Source organism: Vibrio sp. JCM 18905 (assembly GCF_055393305.1).
This window is the reverse complement of sequence record NZ_AP043878.1, coordinates 1,321,659-1,347,780: the sequence shown is the minus strand read 5'-3', so window position 1 is coordinate 1,347,780 and position 26,122 is coordinate 1,321,659. Positions and strand designations below refer to the sequence as shown.

The 26,122-nt window shown below is 44.7% G+C and carries 23 protein-coding genes and 1 pseudogene; 9 read left to right on the top strand and 15 right to left on the bottom strand.

Annotated features, from left to right (window positions below; all coding sequences use genetic code 11):
* Positions 1-196: 196 nt before the first annotated feature.
* Entirely contained in the window at positions 197-1,654 is a 1,458-nt protein-coding gene (locus ACZ5ZC_RS05945) for a DUF3360 domain-containing protein (protein ID WP_182035728.1), read from the bottom strand.
* A gap of 487 nt (positions 1,655-2,141) precedes the next feature.
* Here ACZ5ZC_RS05945 and ACZ5ZC_RS05940 point away from each other — a divergent pair, with 487 nt between their 5' ends.
* Positions 2,142-2,555, top strand: coding sequence for a VF530 family protein (locus tag ACZ5ZC_RS05940; RefSeq protein ID WP_005391068.1), 414 nt, complete (start codon positions 2,142-2,144; stop codon positions 2,553-2,555).
* A 150-nt stretch (positions 2,556-2,705) separates the two neighbouring features.
* Here the strand turns inward: ACZ5ZC_RS05940 and ACZ5ZC_RS05935 are convergent, their stop codons facing one another.
* A complete protein-coding gene (locus ACZ5ZC_RS05935) occupies positions 2,706-3,956 on the bottom strand; it encodes a DEAD/DEAH box helicase (protein WP_395214320.1) in 1,251 nt (416 codons plus the stop codon).
* A gap of 547 nt (positions 3,957-4,503) precedes the next feature.
* Between ACZ5ZC_RS05935 and ACZ5ZC_RS05930 the strand changes: the two genes are divergently transcribed.
* Both ACZ5ZC_RS05930 and yidZ read left to right on the top strand, forming a co-directional pair.
* Entirely contained in the window at positions 4,504-5,709 is a 1,206-nt protein-coding gene (locus ACZ5ZC_RS05930) for an MFS transporter (protein ID WP_054868270.1), read from the top strand.
* The gene (yidZ, locus tag ACZ5ZC_RS05925) at positions 5,684-6,640 is read left to right on the top strand and encodes an HTH-type transcriptional regulator YidZ (protein ID WP_243327694.1); all 957 of its coding nucleotides are present in this window, start codon (positions 5,684-5,686) and stop codon (positions 6,638-6,640) included. The genes ACZ5ZC_RS05930 and yidZ overlap by 26 nt, the downstream gene beginning before the upstream one ends.
* Positions 6,641-6,914: 274 nt before the next feature.
* Here the strand turns inward: yidZ and ACZ5ZC_RS05920 are convergent, their stop codons facing one another.
* Positions 6,915-7,709, bottom strand: coding sequence for an AraC family transcriptional regulator (locus ACZ5ZC_RS05920; RefSeq protein ID WP_464931489.1), 795 nt, complete (start codon positions 7,707-7,709; stop codon positions 6,915-6,917).
* A 122-nt stretch (positions 7,710-7,831) separates the two neighbouring features.
* On the opposite strand from ACZ5ZC_RS05920, the gene ACZ5ZC_RS05915 reads away from it, so the two are divergent.
* Positions 7,832-8,638 (top strand): sulfite exporter TauE/SafE family protein, encoded by an 807-nt coding sequence (locus ACZ5ZC_RS05915; protein ID WP_176319595.1) that lies wholly within the window; start codon positions 7,832-7,834, stop codon positions 8,636-8,638.
* A gap of 122 nt (positions 8,639-8,760) precedes the next feature.
* Here the strand turns inward: ACZ5ZC_RS05915 and ACZ5ZC_RS05910 are convergent, their stop codons facing one another.
* From ACZ5ZC_RS05910 to ACZ5ZC_RS05880, 7 genes are all read right to left on the bottom strand, one after another.
* Complete coding sequence (locus tag ACZ5ZC_RS05910) at positions 8,761-9,780, bottom strand: alpha/beta hydrolase family protein (protein ID WP_464931488.1); 1,020 nt, start codon at positions 9,778-9,780, stop codon at positions 8,761-8,763.
* 267 nt (positions 9,781-10,047) lie between these two features.
* Positions 10,048-11,520, bottom strand: a complete 1,473-nt coding sequence (gene ltrA / locus ACZ5ZC_RS05905) for a group II intron reverse transcriptase/maturase (protein ID WP_031820039.1) — start codon at positions 11,518-11,520, stop codon at positions 10,048-10,050.
* Positions 11,521-12,275: 755 nt separating this feature from the next.
* Positions 12,276-13,517 carry an NRAMP family divalent metal transporter gene (locus ACZ5ZC_RS05900; RefSeq protein WP_182035733.1) on the bottom strand — a complete coding sequence of 414 codons (1,242 nt, stop codon included), beginning with the start codon at positions 13,515-13,517 and terminating at the stop codon, positions 12,276-12,278.
* A gap of 69 nt (positions 13,518-13,586) precedes the next feature.
* Complete coding sequence (locus ACZ5ZC_RS05895; protein ID WP_225492070.1) at positions 13,587-14,549, bottom strand: 5-oxoprolinase subunit C family protein; 963 nt, start codon at positions 14,547-14,549, stop codon at positions 13,587-13,589.
* Positions 14,546-15,265, bottom strand: coding sequence for a 5-oxoprolinase subunit PxpB (pxpB, locus tag ACZ5ZC_RS05890; protein WP_182035735.1), 720 nt, complete (start codon positions 15,263-15,265; stop codon positions 14,546-14,548). Before pxpB ends, ACZ5ZC_RS05895 begins: the two co-directional genes overlap by 4 nt.
* Positions 15,262-15,996: a 5-oxoprolinase subunit PxpA gene (locus ACZ5ZC_RS05885; RefSeq protein ID WP_182035736.1), complete on the bottom strand. Its 735-nt coding sequence runs from the start codon at positions 15,994-15,996 to the stop codon at positions 15,262-15,264. Before ACZ5ZC_RS05885 ends, pxpB begins: the two co-directional genes overlap by 4 nt.
* Before the next feature lie 21 nt (positions 15,997-16,017).
* On the bottom strand, positions 16,018-16,812 hold the full coding sequence (locus ACZ5ZC_RS05880; protein ID WP_374987241.1) for a putative hydro-lyase: 795 nt from the start codon (positions 16,810-16,812) through the stop codon (positions 16,018-16,020).
* Between the two features lie 160 nt (positions 16,813-16,972).
* Between ACZ5ZC_RS05880 and ACZ5ZC_RS05875 the strand changes: the two genes are divergently transcribed.
* Positions 16,973-17,848 carry a LysR family transcriptional regulator gene (locus tag ACZ5ZC_RS05875; protein ID WP_182035858.1) on the top strand — a complete coding sequence of 292 codons (876 nt, stop codon included), beginning with the start codon at positions 16,973-16,975 and terminating at the stop codon, positions 17,846-17,848.
* A 521-nt stretch (positions 17,849-18,369) separates the two neighbouring features.
* On the opposite strand, the gene ACZ5ZC_RS05870 is transcribed toward ACZ5ZC_RS05875, so the two are convergent.
* Positions 18,370-18,672: a Fis family transcriptional regulator gene (locus ACZ5ZC_RS05870; RefSeq protein WP_182035738.1), complete on the bottom strand. Its 303-nt coding sequence runs from the start codon at positions 18,670-18,672 to the stop codon at positions 18,370-18,372.
* 887 nt (positions 18,673-19,559) lie between these two features.
* On the opposite strand from ACZ5ZC_RS05870, the gene ltrA (ACZ5ZC_RS05865) reads away from it, so the two are divergent.
* The gene (ltrA, locus tag ACZ5ZC_RS05865; protein WP_464931487.1) at positions 19,560-21,032 is read left to right on the top strand and encodes a group II intron reverse transcriptase/maturase; all 1,473 of its coding nucleotides are present in this window, start codon (positions 19,560-19,562) and stop codon (positions 21,030-21,032) included.
* A gap of 179 nt (positions 21,033-21,211) precedes the next feature.
* On the opposite strand, the pseudogene ACZ5ZC_RS05860 reads toward ltrA (ACZ5ZC_RS05865), so the two are convergent.
* A pseudogene (locus tag ACZ5ZC_RS05860) lies at positions 21,212-21,518 on the bottom strand (IS1-like element transposase); the annotation flags it as partial.
* Between the two features lie 421 nt (positions 21,519-21,939).
* On the opposite strand from ACZ5ZC_RS05860, the gene ACZ5ZC_RS05855 reads away from it, so the two are divergent.
* Both ACZ5ZC_RS05855 and ACZ5ZC_RS05850 read left to right on the top strand, forming a co-directional pair.
* Complete coding sequence (locus ACZ5ZC_RS05855; protein ID WP_253657966.1) at positions 21,940-23,544, top strand: S8 family peptidase; 1,605 nt, start codon at positions 21,940-21,942, stop codon at positions 23,542-23,544.
* Between the two features lie 768 nt (positions 23,545-24,312).
* Positions 24,313-24,561 (top strand): hypothetical protein, encoded by a 249-nt coding sequence (locus tag ACZ5ZC_RS05850; RefSeq protein ID WP_046873682.1) that lies wholly within the window; start codon positions 24,313-24,315, stop codon positions 24,559-24,561.
* Positions 24,562-24,700: 139 nt separating this feature from the next.
* Here ACZ5ZC_RS05850 and ACZ5ZC_RS05845 read toward each other — a convergent pair whose 3' ends face one another.
* Both ACZ5ZC_RS05845 and ACZ5ZC_RS05840 read right to left on the bottom strand, forming a co-directional pair.
* Positions 24,701-24,946 (bottom strand): hypothetical protein, encoded by a 246-nt coding sequence (locus ACZ5ZC_RS05845; RefSeq protein WP_464931486.1) that lies wholly within the window; start codon positions 24,944-24,946, stop codon positions 24,701-24,703.
* Positions 24,947-24,986: 40 nt separating this feature from the next.
* Positions 24,987-25,202, bottom strand: coding sequence for a DUF3820 family protein (locus ACZ5ZC_RS05840; RefSeq protein ID WP_005375557.1), 216 nt, complete (start codon positions 25,200-25,202; stop codon positions 24,987-24,989).
* Positions 25,203-25,345: 143 nt separating this feature from the next.
* Between ACZ5ZC_RS05840 and ACZ5ZC_RS05835 the strand changes: the two genes are divergently transcribed.
* The gene (locus ACZ5ZC_RS05835; RefSeq protein ID WP_080955956.1) at positions 25,346-25,654 is read left to right on the top strand and encodes a cysteine-rich CWC family protein; all 309 of its coding nucleotides are present in this window, start codon (positions 25,346-25,348) and stop codon (positions 25,652-25,654) included.
* Between the two features lie 38 nt (positions 25,655-25,692).
* Here ACZ5ZC_RS05835 and ACZ5ZC_RS05830 read toward each other — a convergent pair whose 3' ends face one another.
* Positions 25,693-26,037, bottom strand: coding sequence for a HopJ type III effector protein (locus tag ACZ5ZC_RS05830; protein WP_054867570.1), 345 nt, complete (start codon positions 26,035-26,037; stop codon positions 25,693-25,695).
* Positions 26,038-26,122 lie beyond the last annotated feature (85 nt).

Here is a 26,122-nt window from a genome sequence, read left to right as displayed (position 1 = left end):
TCCCTGTTTGGTAGGCTAACTGTCTATACAAAAAGCTACCTATTACTAGGTAGCTTTTTGTTTGCGCCTTACTTTCCCTACATGCGCTTTGAAGGCTTAACTACACAGTCCAAACCTTTTACTTTTGAGAAATAGGCATAGCTTGAGAAAGCCCTCTTACTCACCACTCCAACTATGCCTTTAGAGCGTAATTCGATTAACCGATCAGAGCAGGAATGCCCGGAAGCTGACCAACGACAGCAAGCGAACCTGCACAAACGATAAATGCAGTGCCAGGAATCAGGTATTTATCTTTCCGCGAGAGTTCGTTGGCACGCTCATGGTCGCCGATAAGTCCAAGGTTATCCAGCAGCATCGTGATTGCCCAGCCAAAGACTGGATTAACGAATGCACAGGCAAAAATACAGATACCGGCACTGAGTGAATCTTTATGCTTGTGGATCATCTGCATTCCCGCCTCAAGAAGTGGTAAGAATACACCGACAATCAAAGCAACACGCAGAACAGGCTCCCACATCGCTAGATCCATAGGGTAACCAATTACCGCCGCGGCAATACACATGAAACCCGTTAACAGTGCGCCACCTGGAATAGGACGTTTAGCAATTGCGGCTGGAATCATGTACGTTCCCCAAGAAGAAGCTAGGTTTCCGCCACCTAATAGTGAGCCAACTCCCTGACGAACAGACGCTCCGACCATCGTGTCGTCGACATCCATGAGTACGCCTTTCGCTTCTTTCGGGTAGTTAAGTTCTTGAAACACACGATGGCCAAGATAATCAGGGGACCACATAGCGACTGCCAGTAGCGCAAATGGAGTCACGGCAATAAAGTGCTCTAAGGTTGGCCAACCTAGTTGCCAGCCTGTATCTTCACCCCACCAATAGAATGGACTGAAATTAGGCAGGCCCGGCTCAGTGGTAAAAGCAAACTCAGCGCCCATCACATAAGCAACAATACCCGCGAGAGCCGAACACAGTGGGATTGCCAACCAACGCTTGTTAATCTTAGCTAGGTAGGCATAAACCATAACGGTTAGGCCTATGACCACAAACGAGATGTAACCTTGATCCGTACTAGCAGCCCACGCTTCCGTCTTATTAATCTGTCCGAGCAACCCAACAGCGCCTAGGTAGATCAATAACCCTCCTCGAACCCCAATGCCAGTCAAGGTCATGAGTTTAGAACCGCCTTTAGTCAAAGCGAGAATTAAGCCAAAAGCACATACCATCAAGCCAAGCGCCAGAGGATGCCCTCCTGCGGCAGCAATCATGGGAATCAGCGGTATCATTGGGCCGTGGGTACCGGCTAGGTTTGCGTTCGGGTTTAGGATGGCAGAAAACAAAATAACGAACAAAGCACCCGCGATAAGCAATTCGTAACGCACGTTTTCTGCAACGAACTCCGGAGATAAACCGAACTGAGCAGCAAAGGCAGCAACCATGGCGGTGACCATCACCACTTTACCAATGGTTGCGGCTAATGCAGGCACCCAGTCTTCGATTTCAATACTGTAATCACGTGATGGCAAATGAATACCCCAGCGACGAAAGCTCATGATGGTTAAATCATGGTTTAGAAAGTCTTCACGACTTTCAAATTCATGCGGTTTTTTGCGCACATCCCTGTAAAAGGTCTTACTTGAGTCAGACATTGAGCTATCCTTTGTTATATTTCAACGTTGAACTATGCCAACTAGAGTTTCGCTTGGTATACAGACCAATACGAGACAACACCCACATCAAACATCGAGGCCACACCAAGAAAGTGGTATGGCTAATTTTTGATTTGAACCTATTAAGCATGTATTGCTATCAGTAGGAATATTAGACATTAGTAAAAGAACAACAAAAATCTCACTTATTACACAAAGATTTAACATTACATTAGAGTACGCTGATCTTTAGTGAGAGTTTTTGAACAGCAATTCAAGAAGAGGAACAGTCGCAACTCCACCTGTGCTTTTCAAGGTAGAAAAAACATATCCGTATTCACACAGGTAATTGGTTAATTTTGCTCATGCAAGTATGCACTAACAACATCAAATCGAGTTGCAACCCAAACCATCGCTGCCTAACTATAGATATCTCTGTAATGTATACTTTGCTAAACTCCACCCTTTGATGAGTAAGGCCCCTAAAATGATGACTGACGAAGAAAGAATCGAACTGCAACGGAACAACCCACTGCACGGGTTAAAGCTAGAGACAATGTTGCAAGAGTTGGTGGATTTTTATGGCTGGGACATTCTAGATACAGCAATGCGCTTTAATTGCTTTAACACTAAGCCTTCGATTGCAAGTAGTGTGAAGTATTTAAAGAAGACCGAATGGGCGAGAGAAAAATTAGAAAACTTTTACCTTTATCGCTTTAAGCGCATGCCACGCGCAAGTGAAGAAGAATATGATTTACCACCGAGAGCTCGTACGTTCCCTCATGGTCTTGAACCTAAAGAGCCAATGCCGCTAACCGTTGACTCTATCCTCAAGTCACAAGCTAAAGCTGCATCCGCATTTAAAAAACGCTCACCTCGTGGACGTCCGACGCGTCGATAGTACATAACCTTGAAAAGCAATAGAGCCCTACTGGTAGCTCCAGCAAGGCTCTATTGTTCTTTAAAGAAATGGCTAGAAGAGAATACTCAAGCTAGTGCGCCCCCTTCTCCAGCGCCTCCCATAAGTAAACTCACATGTAGTTTACGTTTTCTATTGATTACGCTTTTTCTTCTTTTTACCCGTACCTGCTGGCTTTGCACGCGGCTTCATCGGTAAAAAGTAGGCTTCACTTTGGTCGTCTTCCACTTCAAAGCCCTCTACCTGCTCACGTTCAAGTTGGAACTTATTTTTCTTTTCTATCACTTTGAAATGGTGATAGTCATCGTAATCGATAAGAGATAACCCTAGACCCACTTCACCAGCACGACCACTACGACCGATTCGATGCATATAGTCAGCGGGACTACGTGGAAGATCGAAGTTAATCACCACTGGCAGCTTTTCAATATCAAGGCCACGTGCTGCGATATCGGTGGCAATAAGAACTTGAATCTCGCCAGACTTAAAACCGTCAAGTACACGAGTACGAGCGCCCTGCCCTTTATCACCATGGAAAACTTCAGCTGTAATACCGCGTTTTGACAGTTTTTGAGCTAAATGGTTACAGGCATTCTTAGCATTCACAAAAATCAAAGTCTGTCGCCACTGATGCTGTTTGATTAAGTGCGCAAGTACCGCCGTTTTCTCACCTTTATTTACACTAAACACGCGTTGCACCAAAGTGCTGGCTTCTGCGCTCTGCAACTGAACTTCAACAGGGTCGTGGAGCAAGTGCTGAGCAAGCGTCGTGACTTTATCAGGGAAAGTAGCAGAAAATAGCAGCGTCTGTTTCTTCTCTGGCAGTAACGCAAGAATCTTATTGAGTTCTTCGGTAAATCCGAGGCTCAACATACGGTCAGCTTCATCGAGCACGAGCGTTTTGACTTGGTCTAACTTAATCGCGTTACTGGATACCAGATCAAGTAATCGACCCGGCGTCGCCACGATAATGTCACAGCCACCACGAAGCGCCAGCATTTGTGGGTTCACCGATACACCACCAAATACGGCAACCGTTTTGATCTTATCTCTAAGATGGTATGAGTAAGATTTGACGTTGTATGCCACCTGTGATGCCAGCTCACGAGTTGGAACTAAAATCAGGTGAGAAACGAAGTTACCACGTCGATTATTTGATTCGTCTTGCTGAACAATTTTTTGCAGAATTGGCAGCGAAAAAGCAGCGGTTTTACCAGAGCCCGTATTGGCACCGCCAACAATATCTTTCCCTTCAAGGATATAAGGAATGGTATGAGATTGAATGGGCGTCGGTTGGCTGTATTCTAACGCTTCTAGTCGCTCGACTAAGGTTGGAATCAGGCCAAGATCGGCAAATGTCGCTTGCTGTGTTTTATCTGTCATTACGATGAGTGGCTCAGTGCTAGTAAAGGCCGTGTATCTTATGCTATTTCGCGTCTGGATGTTAGCGATAATGGCCCAAACAGAAGATTGGTGAGAGAAGCACTATAGGGAGCTGGAATCTCCTTTCACTAACTGAGTTAATGGTTTCTATAACTAAGGCTCTACAACTCACGATGGTAGCGTTCGCGACGAACACTGGGAAAAAGGAGCCAGGCCAGTCTGACTCCTGTAAAGCCAAAACACATTGTATCTTGGAAAAATTAAGGTTGCAGAGACAGACCAACTCCGCTTGAAAGGCTTAATCATACTATCTAAACCTTCGGTTTTGAGAGCAGAATACATAATGTCCATCGTGGTCTATTGTGGACTCGGTTGTATAGATTGCTTTCGCCCGATACCACGGTTCTTCTTAGGGCAAGTTTAACTGCTATAGCCACAATCGTTACTGATGTCGTATATGGAAATACCTGTTGTCAGAAAGGTAACGCGCCAAGGTGAGTAATGTTGCATATCATCCTCGTAAGCCCAATTCCTTCACGAGGTAGTAATGGAACAAATTAATTTGCCCCGATATCTGATATGTAGCTTCGCCTTTGTGTTGCTTTATCCTACGGCAATAGATCTCTACTTGGTTGCTTTACCACAAATCGCCAATGACCTGTCTGCGAGCGAATCACAACTTCATATTGCTTTTTCTATTTACCTCGCTGGTCTAGCATCGACTATGGTTTTTGTTGGGCGAACTGCTGATTGTTTAGGACGCAAACCTGTTGCCATTTGCGGTGCAGTGATTTTTACCCTTGCATCAATGTTCGCGGGCTCTGCTGAGACCAGTAATAGCTTCCTAATAATGCGCTTTTTCCAAGGCGTAGGTGCCGCATGTTGCTATGTAGTGGCCTTTGCCATTTTGCGCGACACTTTAGATGACCCAAAGCGAGCTAAGGTTCTATCGATGCTTAATGGAATTATCTGTTCTATCCCAGTACTTGCCCCCGTGATCGGCAATCTGATTATGATCAAGTTTCCGTGGCCCGTGTTATTCACTGCCATGGCGATGATGGGTATTGCGATAAGCTTAATTGCTTGCTTTGTCTTAAAAGAAACCTTGCCTAAAACCAAGCGCACAACTTTAAATGTGAGTGAAGCTTCAAACGAATCACTATCTAACCGCTTTTTCATATCGCGCGTTATTTATACATCTTTAGGCGTCACAGCTATTCTCTCTTATGTAAATACGTCACCAATGATAATAATGGATTCAATTGGTTTTACTCGAGGCGAATATTCAACAACGATGGCACTACTCGCGATGGTAGGTATGACGACATCGTTTTCAGTTCCATTTGCTCTTTCTTGCTTCAAACAAACCACATTGATGTTCGCTGCACAAATGACCAATTTTCTGTCGGCTATCGTTATTCTCGCGGCTCACTTGAATAGCGATAGTCCGACACTTTATATGGTAGGATTCACTCTGCTCAGCATGAGTTTTCCAATGGGGTTTGGTGTGGCGATGAGTCAAGCGTTAAGCCAGTTCTCACGCAAAGCTGGACTTGCAAGCTCTATGCTTGGCATAGGTCAGGTTTCTTGGTCTGCACTTTACATTTGGTTGATGGCGACGTTAGGTGTGTCGGCCGTGATGATGTTAATGATAGCGTTGGTTGCTAGTGGCGTTATTGGACTCTCCATAATATTATTATTTCCAAATCAGAACGTTAGTGAGCCTCATGAAGAAATCTCTTGCCCGACTTGATCTTAATTTACTGCTCACTCTGCAATTGCTACTGCAAGAGCAGAGTGTTACTAAAACGGCGAAAAAACTTAATGTAACTCCCTCAACCGTGAGTAAGTCTTTAGGCAAATTGCGCGCTTGGTTTGATGACCCGCTTTTTGTGAATACGCCGCAAGGCCTAAAGCCAACAAATCTCGCGACAAACGTGCAAGTGCTTTTGTCAGACTGGATGCAGATCGGTAACCAGATTGTTTCACACCGAGGTGATGATGCGCCAAGCGGGGTTAAATTTCATCTTGGAGTAGAGTCGCCATTGTCACTCATCATGGCGGATGAACTGACCAAACGAATCCATGATTTTTACCCAGACTCAACGGTAAAGTTCCATAACTGGGATTACGACTCGTTAGATGCCATTACCAGCGGTGAAGTGGATATTGGTTTTACTGGCCGTGAAAGCCATCCTCGCTCCAAAGAGTCGTTAGAACTGCTCCCGTATTTTATTAATTTCGAAGTGCTGTTCTCGGATTTACCTATGGTGTATGTCCGCAAGGATCATCCTGCACTCAAGCAAAAGTGGAATTTAGATACTTTCTTAAGCTATGCCCACATCAATGTAGCATGGGAGAAAAATGACAGTTGGGCATTGGATGAGATCTTGGCTGAGCAGGGACACACTCGAAACGTTAGCCTAACGATGGCGAGTTTCGAGCAAGCTTTATTTGTTGCAGAAAAGCCCGATCATCAAATGTTAACCACAGCACCAAAATATTGTCAGCGATACTGCGAACAGCTTCACCCCAACTTAATAGCGTTGCCTATCCCCATTGCGGAAGATTATCAGCACAAGCTACTGATTCCATTTACTATGATTTGGCACAAGCGCAATAACCAAAACCCTAAAATCGTGTGGTTGAGGGAGACGATAAAGAGCCTGTATGGCACAAGTTGAACAGGTAATTTTGAAGTACATTTAAAGCAAAGGAATGAACATTCTCCCCCCTTTATGTTGTCAATAACCGTAGGAGTGTGGTCTTGCCTTCCATTAGATTAAATATTTTAAAATCTTGAAATCTTGAAATCTTGAAATCTATTATCCACTTCGAAATTGATTTCAGCTCATTTGGGCAGAAAGAAGCTAGAAGCACTTGCTTATGTTGGGTGAGTAAATGTATGCAAAACCTCAGTACATAAAAACGAACCTAATTTAGGTAAGCTCTTGGCAACTATATGCCACGACTCGAAAAGTAACGCGTGGGTGAATCGCCATAGACCCGACGAAACATCGCGATAAAGTTACTGGGCGTCGAATAACCCAAAGCATGTGCAACCGCTCCTACAGATTCTCCGCGAGCCATCATTTCTAACGAATGTATTAGCAGTGCTTGTTGCCGCCATTCACTAAAACTCATGTTTAACTCACTTCGAATCAATCGTCTTAACGTCCGAGATGAGACTGCCCCGATCTTTGCCCAATGCTCCACAGAATATTTGCTGTTTGGGTCTATTAAAATTGCTTGAGTAACTGTTTGCAGTCTCGGATCTCTGGGCAGGGGGATATGGAGTGACTCATGAGGGCTATTGACGATTTCATCGGATATTACGGCAAGAATACGTAAAGACTGTATGGATAGCTCGTCTGTTTTGCTCCATATCGATGCCCTAACCGATAGGGCTTTCAAGACATCGCTCATTTGGATCACACAAGGTCTCATTGGAAACCGCTCACAACTCTCTGGAGTAAACAGTAATGAACGACCTTTCAGAGAACCACAAAAATAAACACTGTGCATCGCACCCGGGGGGATCCAACCAGCTCCGTGAGGTGGTAGTATCCACGCTCCTTCATCGGTTTTTACCTGTATTAGCCCTTCATTTATACACAGTAGCTGGCCTCGATGATGACTGTGCCAATTATGTGGCCGTTGCTCCAAATGGTTGAAGTCGCTCCTTTCATGCTGCCACTCCTTAGCGATCAGTGCGGCTCCATTTTTCCATTCGCTGTAGTCAGAGTTTGTCACTTTATTTACTCAATTCCATTTTGGCCATTATTCATTATTTTCTGTCCTCTTAACGTTACCATAGCAAGTTAGCGTTCGAGTAACATTTTAGCAACGACCATTTTATCGAAGGCAGAACCATCATGAACGAACCTATCTTTATTATCTATTACATTACAGCAGGCTTAGGCATTGGCTTTCTCGCTGGACTCGTTGGTGTGGGTGGTGGTGGAATGGCCGTCCCTATTTTTGCGTTTCTGTTTTCACTACAGGGAATAGCTGATACAGAAGTGGTCCATCTTGCGTTAGGGACATCAATGGCTTCAATGATTATTACAACATTGGGCAGCATGCGCGCTCACTACAGAAAAGAGAATGTAGACTCGACAATGGTAGTAAAAATGTTGAGCGGAGTTCTAGTCGGAACATTTTGCGCCACATTCGTAGCATCGTATCTACAGGGGATCTATCTGGCAGGTTTTTTCAGCGTATTCATGTTGTATGTAGCTTATAAGATGTTTCGCAACACTGAAAATGAGTACAACCCGAACCCACATGGGGCTATCGGTAATATCACTGTAGGCTCGGTGATTGGCTCTGTATCAGCACTTGTCTCTATAAGCGGTGCGGGCTTGATCATCCCCTATCTTGTCCAGCAAAATTTTGAGGTAAAACGTGCTATTGGCACCTCTGCTGCGATAGGTTTCCCTATCGCGCTATCAGGAAGCCTCGGTTACATGTTAAACGGGTGGGAAAATACAGATTGGAACAACTTAGTATTAGGATACATATATCTTCCTGCAATGATCAGCTTCTCCATTAGCAGCTACTTAACTACTAGCCTTGGCGTGCGTTGCGCAGAGTATTTCCCAAATAAAGTTCTTAAGAAAATCGTTGGTATTTTGTGTGTTCTTCTGAGTTTTAAAATGCTGGTACAAGTACTTAATTAAGGCAAGTAATACAGTCATCAGTATGTCTTGCAATATGTTGTGGGGACAAGCCTGAAAAACTTACTTCTCGCTTTGCTGGTCCAAGCACACAATGTGTAAGAAAGCTCTACATTGTTGCACTCTTATGACTTTGTTAACCTAGCCAGAATTACATCCAAAATTTGTTGGTGATTATCCTTTCTGGAAACCTCGTCACGCTCCTGGCAAAGTGCTTCCTCCCCTTCTGATGCGAGAATTTTAATGCCACGCTCAGTACATTCTGCGAACGCACTAAACTGACTCGCACTGGGGATCTCTTGAAATGTCACATTGGGAAGAGCAACGAGTGATTCGGCTGGTGTCAGTGCGGGATGTAGCCAATCAGAAAGCATCACCAAGGTGATGGTATTTTTCATCAAGGCCAGAGTTTCAGGGACAAAAGTTTTTGTTAGCTCAGGGTTGATAACGACGACCGATTTCAGTTTGTTTTCAGACTGAAATCGGGGGAATTTTTGATCCGGGATGTTGGTAATATCAACGTCATTTTCACGTAACCAATGACAGTCTACATTGGTGGCGTTGTGACACGATGTTCGATATTTTTCCGGGCTTATTTGCGCTCCGGAGAGCATCAGCATAGATGTGCCACCCAGAAAAAAGCCGACACCCTGCACTTCATCAGTATCTACACCTCCGGACAGTATCCCGACCGAACTTAATTCGTTCAGCCCAAGCACCAAATCACTAGTCCTGAAAGTGATTTCATCAACAGCCATTTCTGCATTGATTTCGTTCGGTGCAGGAGGCTTTGGTACAACAACGATATAACCTTGTTTCGCTAGGCCTGAAGCTATCCAACCACTATGGGAAAATGCTGACCGTGTTCCGCCCTGCGACAAAAGCACAACGGGAAATTTTCCACTTGCTAAAGGGGCATCTAACTGCGTTTCGACTGATTTAAAAATGTTACCCCTACCAAACGTGAAGTTGGTTTTTCCGTTCGTTGTGGGATACCAATAATAGACTTCTACAGGCTTGTCTCTGTCTTCACTGAATACCGTTTTGATTGTTAGCGCAGAATGGTATTTCGGCTCATTCGTACTGGCGCTGACACTGACACACAATGAAGCGAGTAGAAACGACATTATTATTTTGGTTTTCATTTTTACCCCAGCCGATCAATACATTACTCTGCACGGCATCTGGAAAAATAACGCGCAGGAGATTCTCCATATATTTTGCGAAACATAGCAATAAAGTTACTTGGAGTCGAGTAACCCAAAGCAAGTGCCTGCTTTGAACTACGCCAGCAAGCTTTTGTCGGATAGGCGACACCTGTTACCAGATGCCGCCCTCCTAAGAACCGTACGTGCAACTTTCACTGCATACGGCTCAAGCCTCCGCTAAGGCGTATTACGTTACCCAGCAACCTAGATAGCAGTTAAGGCAGGGTCAAACCAAGAGTGACGACTTTCCTTTTTCGGCTTCCTCTTTGCCAAGTAATCTTGGTAAAGCGGATCGAATGGGGTTGCTGCACTTCTAATTTTCACATGCCTTTTGATCGGCGTTTTCGCTATTTGAATTAGGTTGTAGTGACAGTCCATATTGGCGATTTTCTGCCAACCGTGAAATTGCCATCCACCACTTCTGTTCATGTAGTATTTTCGCCTTACCCAGTCTTTTGGTTTAGTGGGATGACGTCTAACCGCCCATCGCCACAGTAACCAGAAAATTTGATGACCGAGGTAACCGAAAGTGCGCTTTGCAACGCAGTGGCGATAATAGTTCGCCCAACCTTTCAGCTTAGGGTTCAGTAATCTAATGAGATCATTGACTGGCATTGTTGCGTGCTTCTTGATGAGTTCACGCAAGTTACCCAAGAAAGAGAGAACGTTGCTCTTACTCGGTTTGATGAGTAGTTTGCCTTTGTACTTCCTGAGGTTAAAGCCCAGAAAATCAAAGCCATCATCTATATGAGTAATGTGTGTTTTCTCTTCAGAGAGTGTCAACCCTCTTTCTTTTAGAAAATCAATCACCCTTGGTTTGACTTCGTTAACAAGAACATCTTTTGACGAGCCTGTTATCACAAAATCATCCGCATAACCGATAAAGTTAACTCGTTCTCCCGATTTCTTAGCGACTTCTTTCACGAGCTTTTCTAGGCCCGCAAGCGTCAGTAACATAAGCGTTGGAGAGATAATTCCTCCTTGCGGAGTTCCCTCCGACGTTCGGTAGAACAAGCCCTTATCGATATAGCCAGAGCCTAACCACTGCTTCAGCATCCTTTTGTCTATTTGAACATGTTCAAGTAGCCATTCATGCCCAATCTTGTCAAAGCAAGCTTTAATATCCCCCTCCAAAACCCAGCGACCTGAGCGCTTAAGACACAAGCATTTGAAGCATTGTGCTATTGCGTCAGCCGTACTGCGATTAGGGCGAAAACCGTAGCTATTTGGATCTGCTATCGTTTCCGATATCGGTTCCAAAGCGAGCAGATAAAGCGCTTGTTGCGCTCGGTCTATCATGCATGGAATGCCGAGGGGTCTAAGTTTGCCATTCTTTTTCGGGATGTAGATACGTCTGAGCGGTTTAGCTCGGTAGCCTTTGCGATTCAATTGGTCCACTGCGGTCATTCGACGGGCATCCGTATTCCAAATGACACCATCGATTCCTGGAGTGTTACTGCCTTTGTTTTGGGACACCCGCTTCACAGCAAGTAATTTCGCTGATCTGGAGTGGGTTAAGATCCACTGCAAAGCCTTCGCTTTACTGTGTTTTCCCTCTCGAGTTGCTTTTGCAATGCGCATTTGAAGCTTTAACACGTGCGACTCGACAGCTTTCCAATCGATGGATTGCCATTGAGTGCCATTAGGAGAGGCACTAACTTCTGATGAAGCCACCATTTGCGTTTCTCCTTGAATAAAGTTCTTCAAATCATCTTGCAACGGGAGACCAGTTAGAAGTCAGCTCGCTTTCGCGCCAGATATAAACCTGTATCCACTTCATTACAAAGCGGCCTTTGCTTTTTCTAACCTCCTTTACCTGCACACCTATCGGCAATCTTCGCAGACTGCTTTCCCAATGGGAGATATACAGGCTTACCCTGTTCCGTATGTCGCGCAAAATATCAGCTTAGATGCCCACTATAGTGCGGAGAGTACATCGATCACGAAAGAGTACTGTCCAACTTCTTTCCGACTCTCATTGCCATTTTGGCCACAGCGTATTAACCACTTCCGCTGCTTCATCATATAACGCGCCTTGCGTGGATTCACTTACGTTCATCATACTGACACCCTAGCACTTACCCGATTTGTGGTTATCAGGAAGAACGTCCTCTCACGATTCAGTTCCCACTCGGTCTAACAACCGAGTTTCGTTACATTGTCGGATCCGCTGCTTTATTCAGGATCCTAGGGTCATCTGGTGATACAGATGGTTCACTCTTATCGTGGTGAACAACGCTTCATACGACTTCAGGTCGCACGGACATAAATGTGTCAGTGGCTTTCCTAAATTAGCAATTCATGGATAACTAAAGATTATGGAAAGTCGTTAATTTGGTGTCCTATATTGATAAGTGCAGATCAGTTTGCGTTCCCCAAAAAGCCCCACCCTGTATTAAGCATTGTGGGGCTTTTACTAACGGTGTTTAGGCTTAACCAAAGATCATAATAAACAGTGTATACAGACTCATTGCTGCCATCATGATGGTAATCAACCAACCAAACACCGACATCCATACCGGGTGTCTATAGTCTCCGACAATGGCAGATTTACGGGCAGCAATCAGCATAATGCTTAATGTGACGGGTAGAATAAAACCATTCAATGCACCCGCTACAATCAATAAAGTAACTGGCTTACCAATAAAGCAAAAAATAAGGCTCGACGCTAATATAAAGGCAATAATGAAACCTCGAGTGTTGCGAGCAATAAAAGGGTGAAGTGTTTTCAAAAATGATACAGAGGTATATGCCGCACCGATCACCGAGGTTATAGCAGCAGTCCAAAGTACTAAACCAAACAATTTGTAGCCAATGTTGCCTGCTGCATGCTGAAACATTGATGCTGGTGGGTTTTCAGGGTCAAGGATCACACCTGTACTTATGACCCCAAGTGCAGCAAGGAACAATACCACCCGAACGACAGATGCCAAGCTTATTGCAGAGATTGAGCCACGGTTAACCTGTGGCAACGCTTCTTGCCCTGTCACACCCGCATCGATCAATCGGTGTGCGCCCGCAAATGTGATGTAACCACCAACGGTACCACCAACCAAAGTAACAATAGCCAACACATTGAGCTTCTCAGGCCAAACAGAACGATACAGCGCCTCACCAACAGGTGGTGAGGTCGAAAACAAAACGTATAACGTCATCACTATCAGTGAAGCGCCCATCACGATGGTAAATCGGTCCATCTCTTTCGAGGCATCTTTTAATAAAAAGATACTGATCGCAATCACCGCACTAATCGCTGCGCCTGCTACTGGCGTGATCCCTGGAAATAAGACGTTCATTCCCATACCAGCACCGCCTAAGTTACCGATATTAAATGCCAGTCCCCCCAACGCAACAGTACCTGCAATGGCAAAACCTAAACCAGGTAACAGATCATTTGCAATGTCTTGAGCACGTTTTTTCGAGACTACAATTACCCGCCATATGTTTAGTTGAGCACCGATATCAAGAAAGATCGACACCAAAATAACAAAAGCAAAACTGGCGCCAAGTGTTTGAGTAAAGACGGTGGTTTGAGTAAGGAATCCTGGACCAACTGCAGAGGTCGCCATCAAAAAAGCAGCGCCCATGATCAATGACCAGTTAAAGCCCCCTTTAGCTGACGGCTTTGAGATCGAGTCGCTCGCCGGTTGCTGTATCACTTTGTCTGTAGACATGTATTACTCCTGTAATTGTTACTCTGCAGCGCCTATCCGAATGCTGCTTCTTCCATAATTTGATGAACATCACCCGACTAGAGTTTGTTCTTGTCTCCATTTTTTCCCGACATAGCCGTGAAAAAACTGCTGTTGAATCGAATGTTCCGCCTCTGCTTCATAGAGGTTTTTTTCAACAAACCGAATTTCAGCACCCGGTTGGCATTGTGCAAGTTGGCTCAGCCCTTTAGCTGTAACACAACCAATTTTCGGGTAACCGCCAATGGTTTGCCTGTCTCGTAGTAAGACAATCGGCTGCCCATCTGCAGGGATCTGGATCGCGCCAAGGGCGATCCCTTCCGAGATCAGGTTACGCTTTTGGCATTCGATGGCTTCACCAGATAATCGACACCCCATCCTATCCATTTGTGGTGTTAGGGTATAACTCGCATTGAAAAATCGCTGGCGTTGCTCTGGTGTAAATAGGTCATACTGATAACCGGGGATCACTTCCAGTGTCACTTGTTGGCTATATTGCGGAATAAACTGGGGCAGTACTTGCTTGGTCGCCATTGGTTGACTCACCGAGTACCGGATATAGTCCTTGGCATTCAGCTTTTCACCTACTCCTTGAAGGCCGCCTAGCTCATCCCGAATGACAGTCGCACAGCTATTGAGTGGTGTAGGCACCTTGAACCCACCTTGAACAGCAAGGTATGCCCGCATCCCAGAACGAGCTCCTCGCAGTGCTAATTGGTCGCCTTGACGAACCGGATAAGACTGCCAGAATGCAATAGGCTGGCCATTCAATGTGGCCGCCATATCCGCGCCCGTTAAAGCAATTGTGGTTTCGGCATAGAATTCACAGCTAAACTGCCCCATCGCAATCTCAATTTGTGCCGCATTACGGTCGTTACCTAACAGGCGATTACTCCATAAGAACGCATGTTCATCCATTGGCCCACCAGTACTCACCCCGATAGCCTGATGACCAAATCGACCAAGGTCTTGCAGTAGGCTCAACGGGCCAGCAGTTAAAATTCGTAGCGTCATGCCACCTCCCCATCCATCGCAATTTCTTCTGGCAGCAGCACCCCACCCATGTCTAGGAACGTCGCCCTATCAATAGGCGTAAATGAAACTTGTGCCCCCATTTCAAACACCGTTAGATTCTCACGTTGGTAATCAATCAAACTAATGGGGGTTCGACCAATAATTTGCCACCCCCCCGGAGACTGCTTCGGGTAAATAGCCGTTTGCCGATCTGCGATAGCCAAGCTTCCGGCTGGCACTTTCAAACGAGGCGTTTGTTTGCGGGGAATTTCTATCCGTTTATCCGTATTACCTAAATACGCAAAGCCCGGCGCAAAACCAATCGCGTAAACGCGGTATGTAGCAGATACATGGATATTAACGACGTCATCAAATGACAAGCCGGTATGACGGCAGATCTCTTGCGCATCCAGCGCAACTTCAGGCCCATAATAAACAGGTAGTTCAATACACCTTACCTGATTCGCAGATAGCGAAGCACGGCTACATTCAATCAGAACCTTCTGTAAGCGCAGGTTAAATTCGCGAATTCCGATGGTGATCAAGTCAAAGCTAATTAATATCGAGGTATATGAAGGTACGATATCAACCACATACAATCCTAACTGCTCACGGATGACAGGAATTGCTGCCGCGATCTGCTCAGCCGTTTCAGGACTGACCGAATCCGAAAAATACACCATCAACGTGTTTTCATTTACTGCAGAGATCTTCATTGGCGATTTAACCTCGCACTCAGAACTTGCGCCGTTGGCAACGATAATGCCCCATCACCATGAATGCATAAGGTATCGGCATGAATGGCAATTTTCTGTCCAGACAGCGAAATTACCGCTTGCTCTTCAATCAGCATTAAAGCCTGCTGCTCTATTTGCTCAATCGTCGTAAGGCTTGAGCCTGATACAGAGCGCGGGGTAAGACGTCCGCTGTCGTCATAGGCTCTATCGACAAACGCTTCAAACCAAAGCTGAATACCGTAAGTTGCAGCTAGATCTTGATACTTCCGGTAATCCGGAACAGCCATAACAACCAACGGAAGATCAGAATTGTACTGATTAAGGGCAGAGAGGAGCGTGAGAAAAACGTCATCATCTTTCATCATCGCGTTATACAGTGCGCCATGAGGTTTAACATAACTAAGCACCACCGACTCACTCTGGCAAATAGCCTGTAGCGCACCAAGCTGATAAATAAAAAACGCGTCCAGCTCGTCTTTTTCCATAGCGATAAAACGACGGCCAAAACCTTGCAGATCTGGATACCCCGGATGAGCGCCAATAATCACACCATGCTGCTTTGCTAGCTGCACTGTTTTCTTCATCACCACAGGATCTGACGCATGCATACCACAGGCGATATTAGCCATATCTAAAAAAGGCATCACTTGCTCATCGCAACCTAACTGCCAAAGACCAAAGCTCTCACCCATATCACAGTTAATTTTCATGACGTTCTCCTTGGTTTCGCCTTACAGGAATGCAAATTCGTTATTTAACCGATCGGTGATCAACATCTTGCCTGGAGCATGAGTAATACACAGAGGTGGCTTACTGTTACGCATTACGTTTTGCGGAGTAACACCACAAGCCCAAAATACGGGGACTTCATGCGAGTTTATCGTTACCGGGTCACCATAATTTGGAATATTAATGTCTTCAATGCCTATAGCATCTGGCGTACCAAAGTGAACCGGGGCACCGTGGGCTTTAGGGAAACGAGTGGTCACCTGTATTGCACGAATAGCATCAGCAGGTGTGAACGGGCGCATCGAGACCACCATGTTTCCATGAAATCGCCCTGCGGGCTGACAGGCAATATTAGTATCGTACATAGAGACATTACATTGCTGGTCAATGTTACGAACATTCAGGCCAGCCTGAAGCATCGCTTCTTCAAAAGAGAACGAGCAGCCCAAAACGAAAGTGACCAAATCATCACGCCAATGCTGAGTTAAATCCGGTGTCGCAAGCTCAAACTGACCATCGTAGAACACATGGTATTCAGGCACATCACTACTAATATCGATATCGAGGCCAATCTCAGCCAAATTTTTAGCGCCGGGTTCGGTCATTCCTATCAATGGACAAGCAACTGGGTTACGCTGGCAAAATAGCAAAAAATCATTCGCCCACTCAGCCGGCAATATCACAAGGTTGGCTTGCATATACCCCTTTGCTAAACCACTGGTCGAATCGGTAAATGCATTTTCACGAATACGTTGACGTAATGCAGGAAGAGGAAGTTGTGATACTGATGCTGTCATAATGTCATCCATTGGTAATTACTATGTTAACGCCAAATAACAATACTGCTTATTTAGATAATGTCTATTTGTGATTTTTTGCGTATATTGATAAAAATAATTTATGCAGTCATAAATTCATGACTGCTGATACCTTAAAGAAATAAGAGAAGTGTCTGGGATGTTAAACTTAAAGCAGCTTGAAACTTTTGTCTGGATTGCCAACTTAGGTAGCTTTCGCCAAGCTGCTGAGCATTTATGTACAACCCAGCCCGCCATTTCAACCCGTATTACCAACCTAGAGCACACGCTTAATACAACGCTGTTTAATCGAGAAAAAGGCGGCGTCACATTGACGGCAAAGGGACGAGAGTTACTCCCTTTGGCGGAAAATATCCTCAATAGTACAACGCAACTTTGTTATAAAGCCGACGCAGCCAGCGCCCTCTCTGGATTACTCCGCATTGGTGTATCAGAAACACTGGTACACACTTGGCTACCTGAATTTCTGACAAGTCTTAATGAAAAATACCCTGATGTTGAAATTGAGTTGATTGTTGATGCAACAGTGAACTTAAGAAAAGAACTGATGGCGCATAATATTGATATCGCCATTCTCCTTGGTCCCATATCTGAGCCGTCAGTGATCAATAAAGTAATATGTGAGTATCCTCTCTATTGGGTTGCGAGCCCCTCACTTGGTTTAAATGAACCGGCAGAAACACATACCTTTACCCGCTGGCCAATTATCACCTACGCCAGAAATACAGTCCCGTTCCACGAAATAGACCGTCACTTCACAGCCCAAAAAGTCCATCCCGTCCGCTTCTATTCGGCAAGCTCATTATCTGCGAGTGTAAGGCTGGCAGAGAGTGGCGTCGGGGTCGCAACCCTTCCTAAAGAAGTGATCAAAGAGCAGCTTAAAGAGGGGCGACTACAAATCATCGAGACGAATTGGACACCACAGCCACTGACATTTACGGTGTCATACATTACAACCCCCAATAGCTTATTGATCGAAGAAATCGTCAAGCTCGCCTTTGAATGGCTTTGTTGAATCGCTATACTCAACAATATCGCTAACGAAAACTTCGCTATTATAGTAGGCCTATAGAAATAGGTTGGTCAGCCCAACTATTCCAATTATAACCAAGATATCCGCATCAATCTGACTGGACAGTTAGCCAAGAAATCACAGCTTTAGAATTCTTTGCTGCGCGAATCAACTTCTTCTCGGATCAAACTAAAATTAGACTGTGTCGTATATAATAGACGCATTCTTCCTTAGAGTGGGTTGTTGCTATTGATGATGACTAAGGCCAAATGATTTGTTGGCATCACGTAATCTGTAGTTGGGCAAATTCAGCTAGCCCATGAACGCAACATTTTTGACGAAACTGATAATGGGACAAAGGTGAGTTTGTCAAAGGAAGCTCAGGCAAGCCCTGGACTTAAGTGGGTATGCATTAGTCTCCTAACTAAGAACGTAGGTTTAGCCTTCAGGCTTTATATCAAAACTTGGAAAATAAAGCCTTAGATGCTCACTACAACCCTAATTAACGTTCATTGATGGCTGCACTAACGCTTTTGCTGTGTATCGTAACTGATTTGCTTACCTACGTTCTTTAGTTGCACCCCAACCTTATTAAACGCCTTTTGGATAGCTGTTGAGACATGCTGGGGACCTTCGCCCACTAAAAAATTTTCTCTATCTTGATTCGTTTCGAATACGCAGACTATTTCTAAGCTTTGTGGAAAAGAAGGGAATTTGACCGTATGAGTCACCCAAAGAAAACCATCGTAGCCTTTTAACGTATCTTCACAAACTTCGGTCAACACGTCTCTAATTAGATTCTCGACCTTCTTATCTGATTTGCGCATGAAGCAAACTTCCTATTTAACACCTTTAAAAAGGGTTCAGTCTACATTGTCTCAAACGATATTGGGCAGCGGAATTTAGTCAACAGCCTGTTGACCATATTATTTTTATGAAGTTTTACTGTGTTCTAAACACATTTAGGGGCAGAAGTGCTTCATAGTGATTTTTGCAACAGGCTGTTGCAAAATTGGGGTTGGAGTTTGTCCAACAGCCTGTTGGACATTCGATGAAGCAGGCGATTTCCTAATTGTGCAGCAGCTTGCTGCACAAATAAATCTCATGTTGGTTTCATGCGCTCTAAACACGTCTTGGGGCGTGCGACGTGAAGTCGTATGAAGCGCTGTTCACCGCTTAATGTGTGAACCATCTGTATCACCAGATGAACCTAGGACTCTGAATAAAGTAGCGAGTCTGACAATGTAACGAAGACTGGTCATGTACCAGTCGGGATCTAAATCGTGAGAGGACGATCCTCCTGATAACCACAAAATTGGGTGAGTGCTAGGTAGTCAGCATGATGAACATACGTGAATTCGCATAAGGTGCGTTATACGTTGAAACAGCGGAAGTGGTTAATACGCTGTAGCCAAAAGGCAAGAGAGTCGGAAAGAGATTGCCCCATGCTCTTTCGTGATCATTGAACTCTCCGCACCATAGCGAGCATCTACCCTGACATTGCGTAACATACGGAACACGGTAAGCCTGTATTACTCCCTCTGGGAAAGCCTCTGTGGCCGATAGTGATGCAGGTAGAGGATGTTGGAAAAAGCGAAGGCTGCATTGTAACGATGCAGATACAGATTCATATCTGATCACGAAAGTGGGCTGACTTCCGACTGGTCTTCCATTGCAAGATAATTTGAAGAACTTTATTCAAGGAGAAACGCAAATGATGATTTCAAAAGAGATTAGTGCCTCTCCTGACAGTGCTCAATGGCAATCCATCAATTGGAAAGCCGTTGAATCCCATGTTTTAAAGCTTCAGATGCGTATTGCAAAGGCAACACGAGAAGGTAAACACGGCAAAGCGAAAGCATTGCAGTGGATATTGACTCACTCGCGTTCAGCAAAACTTCTTGCTGTTAAGCGAGTATCACAAAATAAAGGCAGTAAAACGCCTGGAATAGACGGCGCTATCTGGAATACGGATACGCGCCGCATGAAAGCAGTCAATCAATTGAGCAGGAAAGCTTATCAAGCCAAACCACTCAAGCGTATCTACATCCCCAAGAAAAACGGTAAACTCAGGCCGCTGGGTATCCCGTGCATGGTTGATAGAGCACAGCAAGCGCTTCATCTTCTTGCACTGGAGCCAGTATCAGAAACACTTGCCGATCCCAATAGCTACGGTTTTCGACCCAATAGAAGTACTGCTGATGCAATTGCTCAGTGTTTCATCTGTTTAAGTCAAAAGAGATCCGCGCAATGGGTGCTTGAGGGAGACATCAAAGCCTGTTTCGATAAAATCGGACATCAATGGCTTATGAATAACATTGCCGTAGATAAACGCATGTTGGAACAATGGTTAAAGTCTGGTTTTATGGACAAAGGACTGTTCTATCGCACTGACGAGGGAACACCACAAGGCGGGGTCATATCTCCGACCTTGATGTTAATGACACTTGCAGGGCTTGAACAGCGCATAAAGTCTACCGCACTAAAAAAGGGTGCGAGAGCCAACTTTATTGGATACGCCGACGATTTCGTCGTCACCTGTGCTTCAAAGGAAGTGCTGGAGAACGATATCAAACCGTTGATTGCTGATTTCTTAGCAGAAAGAGGCTTAACACTCTCCGAAGAGAAAACGCACATTACCCACATCAGCCGTGGTTTTGACTTCCTAGGTTTTAATCATCGGAAGTACAAAGGAAAACTGCTCATTAAACCGAGCAAATCCAACACATTGATGCTCTTGAGTAACTTGCGCGAACTCATCAAGAAGCACGCAATCATCCCTGTTAACGATCTAATCAAGTTGATAAATCCGAAACTCAGGGGTTGGTCGAATTACTATCGACACTGCGTTGCTAAACAGGTATTCGGATATGTAGGTCACAAGCTATTCCATGCGTTATGGCACTGGGCTAAAAGGCGTCATCCGACTAAGTCTAGAACTTGGATTGCCCTTAAATACTTCATCAACCGTCAAGGTCAATGGCAGTTTCACGGTTGGCAGAAGATCATGGATATGGATTGTCAGTTCAATCTGTTTCAAATAGCTAAGGTGCCGATTGAGAGGCATGTGAAAATCAGGAGTGCTGTAACGCCTTTTGATCCTCAATACCAAGAATACTTGGCAAAGAGAAAATCAAAGAAGTTATGTCGTAACTCTTGGCGTGAGCCTACTCTCGCTGCTTTATAAGTTGCTGGGTACCAACTGGTGCCTTCGTGAAGGCTTGAGCCTAGTGCGGTGAAAGTTGCACGCTGGGTTCTTAGAGGGGCGACACTTGGTAACAGGTGTCGTCTACTCGACAAAGGTGTGTTGCAGTTCTTAAATGGGGAAGTGTTTTCCTCATATTCCTCAACCAATGCAGCTAGCCTTTCAAGTTTACAAATTAGTCTGATATTTGCTCTATCGAAAGGTATTGAGGTTACTTACCTTGGCGAGATTTTTTAAAGTGCTCAATACCGTGTTGTATGCGACATTCAACACTTGTGCTGTTTCCCTAACTCCAGAGCTATTCATTGACATATCGACAATTTTTTCTTTTACATCTGGCTTGCGGGCTTCGTAAACTTAATCGAGTTGAAAGCCCTTTCGACATTCGATACACCTGAAACGAGGAAAGCCAGAATGCCCTTTTCCATGTTCACGGACGGGCTCTGTTTTATTACAGAAACGACATTGAACTTAGATAGTAGCCATGAGTTAAAAAACATCAGAAACCAGGTGGCTATATTAACATCTATCAACCAATTTGAGTCATGACCAATGAAAGGATAGTTAGGTTTTTATTGCGTAAATTATCGGTAAGAATAGTGCATATAACAGGCAATAAGCTAGGTGTGTAGAATTATTCTATTTTAGGGATTTTGCTCTAAATCTAAATGAATCTTTGCATTTCAATTTCAATAAAGCTTAGTTATTGATCATGTTTCTGAGTATGCGAATTATTATCAATTATGCATATGGTTACTCATTGTCTAGTTTGATTTGTGTAACGTCACTGCAGCACGTATTGAGCGTACTACGCTGATTGTCTGTGTTTTCGTGTTGACAGTTTGGTACTAGGTAAAATCAACAAGACTATGATTTCAAGGAACATTTTATGTTAAAGAAACTACTAAGTTGTTGTATCACCTCCGCGCTCTGTTTTCATTCTTCTCTCGCTTTTTCGCAACCCAATGAGATTGCGGACAGTGCAGAGTTACAACAAGCTCCCGACACATTGCCTGCCACTTTGATGCTTGCACCGGACGACATCGCCATTGCAGATCGCTACATAGTGGTATTTCAACAACCGCAAATGATGGCGAGCAACTCAACAGAATTCGAGCAATTCACGCAACAGTCTGTAGACCGCATGTCTGGTTTGTATTCGATACAAGTGGAGTCGGTTTTTGACCACTCGATAAGTGGATTTGTCGCTAACTTGAGTCCTGAGCAACTGAAAGATCTGCGTTCTGATCCTCGTGTGGACTACATTGAGCAAGACAGAATCCTATCACTTGACCCAATAGTCTCGGCAGACGCAAATCAGACCAATGCCATTTGGGGATTAGACCGAATCGACCAACGTAACTTGCCACTCGATAACAACTACAGTGCCAACTTTGATGGAACTGGTGTAACGGCTTATGTTATCGATACTGGTGTGAGCAATGCACACGTTGAGTTTGGTGGGCGCTCGGTCTCAGGGTATGACTTTGTCGATAACGATGCAGATGCAAGTGACTGTAATGGACACGGCACACACGTGGCGGGCACCATTGGCGGCAGCTTGTATGGTGTTGCGAAAAACGTCAACCTTGTCGGCGTGAGAGTATTGAGCTGTAGCGGATCGGGGTCTACGTCTGGTGTTATCGCCGGTGTGGATTGGGTGGCTGCGAACGCTTCCGGACCTTCAGTTGCCAATATGAGTTTAGGTGGCGGTCAATCTGTAGCTCTCGATAGCGCGGTGCAAAGTGCGGTTCAGTCAGGTGTCAGCTTTATGCTTGCAGCAGGTAACTCCAATGCCGATGCGTGTAACTACTCTCCAGCGCGCGTTGCTACTGGTGTAACTGTCGGCTCGACCACCAGCACGGATGCACGTTCGAGTTTTTCAAACTGGGGCAGTTGTGTGGATGTGTTTGCGCCAGGCTCACAAATCAAATCTGCGTGGTATGACGGTGGTTACAAAACCATTAGTGGTACATCGATGGCGACGCCACATGTAGCGGGTGTAGCAGCACTGTATCTTCAAGAAAACAGTTCGTTATCTCCAAGCCAAGTAGAGGCCTTGATCGTTAGTCGCGCAACTAGCGGAAAGGTGACGGACACAAGAGGCAGCGTGAACAAGCTACTTTATAGCTTAACGGATGCAGATTGTGGCCAAGACTGCGGTGGCCCAGATCCAACACCGGACCCAGAAGGCAAATTAACCTCGGGCGTGCCAGTAAGTGGTTTAAGTGGTTCAACGGGTCAAGTAGCGTATTACTATGTTGATGTCGAAGCTGGGCAGCGCTTAACCGTACAAATGTATGGTGGCAGTGGTGATGCAGACCTGTATCTCCGTTTTGGTGCAAAACCAGCACTGAACGCATGGGACTGCCGACCTTTCAAATACGGTAACAATGAAACTTGTACGGTCAGCGCGACACAAAGTGGACGTTATCACGTCATGATTCAAGGTTACTCAAACTATAGCGGTGTCAGCATTCAAGCGAGCTACTAGTTATTATTTTCGTTATTGAAAGAGAACAAAGCCCACTTGTCGGTGGGCTTTGCTTTGGGAATACTGAGTTTAATAGGTGGCGTTCGATGCTATTCAAACGCACCGGCCTTTTTCTTCAAGAACTCAACTCGAAACGGCATCGAAGCTTTCTATTAGTACACCGCATAAGTCGGGTTCTCCAAGTCGTGTACATCAAATAGGATGCGAACTTAATCTCCTCGAGCTAACTCTTTCTCCATCATAAATCTTGGCATGATGGCAAACCCAAGATGATACAAAACAAATTCTTTACTGTGACCGCGGTTCTCAATTGCAATTTTAGGCTGTGAGACAAACGCGTGACCTGACCTTGGCTGTTGATAATCGTGAACGATATAGTGGCTAATCCGAGAAGATTGTATCCACTCAAAACTCAGACCCCATACTGCACATGTTGATGGGCTGGCAACGGTAACATTGGATGAAATGGGCCTTGAACCACGCAAGATCATTATAAATAGGAACTATTAGGCAAAGAGACGCTCAAACGAGCTAAATTGGAATGGGGCAAAGACGTTACAAACCATACCGACACGCCTCTGGATATAAATGTTCGAGTCCTTTTCTATTAAATCATTAATAACCAAGGATATTGCAAAGAGAGTTTTGGACAGCTAGCTCGAGCTGTAGGCTTGTGCTAGCTAAGGCGCCTGACATTGGGAGCGCACTAAACATGAGCCTTGGATTCTGCTACCGTAAAGCCCATATTTAATTTGAGAGAGATGGATAATGAACGACAGTTGGGCTAACTTCTTTCCGTACTTTGCTGGAGCTTTTAAGCTTATTGTATTAGGTATTGGAGCTTACTTAGCTATTAAATGGCATTTTGATGAAGAGCGAAGAGTAAGGGAAGCCGAAGGCGTGGTATTCGATAAACCAAGCTTCAAGAAAAAGTTCGCAATGATGCTAACCTTCCCATTCCTTCTAGGTCTTCTAGTCCTTCTCGTTATTTATGCAACTAACTGGTTTCTCTACTGACGGACTTTATTGATACGATAAATGTTTAAGCTCTCAACGGGTTTGGAGCAAAAAAGAGTCAGCCTAACGGTCTGGCTCTTTTGATGAAAACACATGGTATCGTGGAATAACTAGGGAAGCTGTGGCAGGTTACACTCACTTACTCCTTAGGCAGGTGACCAGTTTCCTTCGCAAGCTTTTGCATCGCCTCGGCAAACGTTGTTGTCCCGCCTTTAGCTTTAACCTGTATTACCTTATACCCCATTTTTTCCAACGCTTGGCGCTCTGCCAAAACAGCTTTGTCATCTTGCTGGCTACCTTGAGCTGGCTGATGAATGTAACATCCCTTTAATTTACCATCTTCGACCAATTGGTGGTGTTTCAGTGCATCGATATCAAAATTCATAATAAGTCTTTTCATTAAAAGTGGGAGTTTCTGTGGCTAGTTACATACGCTTCAAAGGCTTCACGACACTATCTAAGCCTTCAATTTTGAGCGCTAAACACAGCTTGAGCAAATCCCCTAGTTCGCCGCTTGGCCAGCCCTTTTTATCGAACCACAGTAAGTATTCTTCAGGTAGGTCGATTAACACTCGCCCTGCATATTTCCCAAATGGCATTTGCATTCTAGCGAGTTTAATGAGGTTTTCTTTTTCTAACATAAGTGACAAAGATTTGAGGTAACTCGTCCAAGAATATCACTGCCGTCCTCTCCTCACCAGCAAATCGCACTCACGTTTATTTTGGCGGCTTTGACTCGCTTTGTGCTAGAGTACGCGGCATAAAAAATGAGAACGAGAAAGCAATGAAGTCACCTTGTCGAGCTGCATGTAAAAATAACGCCGGAATATGCTCTGGTTGTCACCGAACGATGGATGAAATCATCCAATGGAAAGACAAAACCGATCTCCAACGAGATACGATTATCGAACAAATCGCAGGGAAAGATTCAACGCACAATTGTCCTGAGTGCGGGACTCAAGCCCATTGTGATATCGCCGCAGGCAAAGAAACCTGTTGGTGCTTTACTATTGAAACCCGTGATTTACCCAAGCCAAGCGCCAACCAGTTGTGTTTGTGCCGAAAATGTCTAGAAAAAAAGCCAGTCGCATAATACGACTGGCTTACTGTTCTGCGTTTTCTGACTGGTGTTTATTTAGCGGTTAAAGCGGGTGCTTCAAACTTAATACCATCCCACCCTGTTACCATAAAATTACGAATATTCTGGTGATCGCTATTCTCTGGATGCTGCAATACATCTTCACGATAAAAACGGCCAAAGCAGGCTAGCGTCGCTTCTTTGTCTAGGTTATTTAGCAAGCCGAAAGCGAAGATCTTACACGAACCGTTGTTCTCACCCGCGTTGTTTTGCGTCTCACCATTAACAAAAGCGGTTTGCTCAAACGTATAGTTTTCTTCGATCACCGCCATCGTTGCTTCAAATTCGACCTGCTCTGGTGAAGCTGCCAACAAATCTAAAAACGATTTTAATTCCATTATTCCTCTATCCCTACTTCATCATTTTGATGACACATTAGTTTCATAAAAAGCCAATATAAGAGTCATCAATCATACATATATT